The organism is Sphingomonas adhaesiva (assembly GCF_002374855.1).
GTDB classification, from domain to species: Bacteria; Pseudomonadota; Alphaproteobacteria; order Sphingomonadales; family Sphingomonadaceae; genus Sphingomonas; species Sphingomonas adhaesiva.
Map to the genome: position 1 here is coordinate 1 of NZ_NWVC01000029.1, position 2,516 is coordinate 2,516.

2 protein-coding genes are annotated in these 2,516 nt (G+C 68.6%); both read right to left on the bottom strand.

Features of this window, described 5'->3' with window-relative positions:
• Positions 1-173: 173 nt before the first annotated feature.
• The gene (gene istB, locus COA07_RS17550; protein ID WP_065846282.1) at positions 174-902 is read right to left on the bottom strand and encodes an IS21-like element helper ATPase IstB; all 729 of its coding nucleotides are present in this window, start codon (positions 900-902) and stop codon (positions 174-176) included.
• Complete coding sequence (istA, locus tag COA07_RS17555; protein ID WP_083199003.1) at positions 889-2,400, bottom strand: IS21 family transposase; 1,512 nt, start codon at positions 2,398-2,400, stop codon at positions 889-891. Before istA ends, istB begins: the two co-directional genes overlap by 14 nt.
• Positions 2,401-2,516 lie beyond the last annotated feature (116 nt).

Sequence of the window (2,516 nt, forward strand, 5' to 3'; positions counted from 1 at the left end):
TGTCAATCGGCGTCCAAAAAGGACCCCCTATCGGCGTGCAAAAGGGACCCCCTTCGTCAAGCAGCGTGACGGGTATGGGGGTCGCACCGTTCGCGCTGGTTGCGGCGTAGGGCGGGCGTAGCCCGACCGGAGGCGCAACCAGCGCGAAGCGTTCTCTGCGGGTGCCCCGGGCGTCAGCTTCGGTGTTTGAAGCGCCAGCTGTCGTTGCCGGTTTCGACGATGTCGCAATGGTGGGTAATGCGGTCGAGCAGCGCGGTGGTCATCTTGGGGTCGCCAAAGACCGTCGGCCACTCACCAAAGGCGAGGTTCGTCGTGACGATGACGGAGGTCTGCTCATAGAGCTTGCTGACGAGGTGGAAGAGCAGCTGACCGCCCGAGCGGGCAAAGGGCAGGTAGCCGAGCTCATCGAGCACCACGAGGTCGAGCCGGGAGAGCTGGGCCGCCAGCGTGCCGGCCTTGCCGAGGCGCGTTTCCTCCTCGAGCCGGTTCACCAGATCGACTGTGTTGAAGTAGCGCCCGCGGGCGCCGGCCCGCACCACGTTGGCGGTAATGGCGGTGGCAAGGTGCGTCTTGCCGGTGCCCGTTCCACCGACCAGCACGACGTTGCGCCGGCCGGGGAGGAACGAGCCGCTGTGCAGGGAGCGCACCAGCCCTTCGTTGATGGGGGTGTCGTTGAAGACGAAGGCGTCGAGGTCCTTCACCGCAGGCAGCCTGGCGGCCGACATCCGGTAGCGGACGGACGCCGCATGACGGTGCGTCGCCTCGGCACGCAGCAGGTCGGTCAGGACCTCCATGGTCGTGCGCTTGCGCTGCAGCCCGGTGGTGACGGCCTCGTCGAAGGCGCCAGCCATGCCCTTGAGGCCAAGGTCCGCCATGGCCGTCATCATCTCATGCCGCTGCATGGAGGCCTCGCAGGCTGTCATAGCGGGTGCAGTCGGCACGCGGCGGGTGGCGCAGCGCCAGGTCCTCGGGCGTGACGATGGCTAGCGGCCGGGGCGGCTCGCGTCGGCGGGCCAGGATGTTGACGATGACGTCGTCGCTGGCGGTGCCGGCCAGCAGCGCTTCGCGTACGGCCGCTTCGACCGCCTCCAGCCCGTCGTCGAGCACCGCTGCCAGCACGCGCACGAACCGCCGGTCGGCATCATCCCCGGCGCCGAGCTTGCGCCGCAGTCGTGACAGCGCAGGCGGCAGCTCCCAGCCCTGGAACGGCGCGCCATTGCGCAGGGCGCCCGGCTTGGTCACCAGCACCGGCAGGTAATGCCACGGGTCGTAGATGGTCCGGTCGCGCCCGAAGAACCGGGGGTGGTCGGCGACGACCTGGCCGTCGCAGCGCACGACGATGCGGTCGGCATAGGCACGGACCTGGACGGTACGCCGCACCACCCTGGCGGAGACGGAATAGCGGTTGCGGTCGAAGCTGATGAGGCACGTGCCGCTCACCGCGTGCTCGCTCTCGTGGAAGCCGTCGAAGGGGGCGACAACCGGCTGGAGCACACCGCGCTCGGCAGCCCATGCCTGCGCGACCGTCAGCTCCTTCTGCTCGGGATGCTGGTGCATGTCGGCCCAGCGGCGACACTCCGCCTCCAGCCAGCCGTTCAACTCCTCGATGCTGGCAAAGCGCAGCCGCGGCTGGAAGAAGCGGCCACGCGCGGTCTGCACCTGGTTCTCGACCTGCCCCTTCTCCCAGCCCGACGCCGGCGAGCAGGCCGTCGGCTCGACCATGTAGTGGTTCGCCATCACCAGGAAGCGCCGGTTGAAGACCCGCTCCTTGCCGGTGAACACGCTCGTCACCGCCGTCTTCATGTTGTCGTAGATGCCGCGCGTCGGCACGCCCCCGAAGAAGGCGAACGCCCGCGCATGGGCGTCGAACACCATCTCCTGTGTCTCGCGCGGATAGGCTCGCACATACATGGCCCGCGACGCGCACAGCCGCACATGCGCGACCTTCACGCGCATCGGCTTGCCCGAGATCTCGACGTCCTCGTGGCTCCAGTCGAACTGGTAAGCCTCGCCCGGCCGGAACAGCAGCGGGATGAAGGCCGGCGCATTCATCACATCGCGACGCCGCGCCTGCCGCCAGCGAGCCGCATAGCGGCGCACCGCGTCGTACGAGCCGTCGAACCCCTCGCGCAGCAGCAGGTCGTGGATACGCGTGAGGCGCAGCTTCTCGCGCCGCGGCCGTGCCTCGTCTTCCTCCAGCAACGCATCCAGTCGCGTCTGAAACGGCCCCAGCTTCGGCAGCGGCTGCACCTCCCGCCGGTAGCCCATGTCCGCCTCCGGCGCCCGGATCGCCTTGCGCACCACCTTGCGCGACAGGTGCAGGTCCCGCGCTATCGCCTTGATGGCCTTCCCCGACGCGTGCTCGCGCCGGATCCTCAACACCGTCTCCAATACCAGCATCCCGATCTCGCCGCCTGACACACCGCCAAGCGAGCAGCCTAGACCACCGGGATGAGGGGTCCTTTTTCGACGCCGATCACCCCGCTACCGGGGTCCCTTTTCCACGCCGATCCACA

What these genes read in the sequence shown, in the direction of transcription:
- istB (WP_065846282.1), bottom strand. Translation starts at nt 902, where the DNA reads ATGCAGCGGCATGAGATGATGACGGCCATGGCGGACCTTGGCCTCAAG.
- istA (WP_083199003.1), bottom strand. Translation starts at nt 2,400, where the DNA reads ATGCTGGTATTGGAGACGGTGTTGAGGATCCGGCGCGAGCACGCGTCG.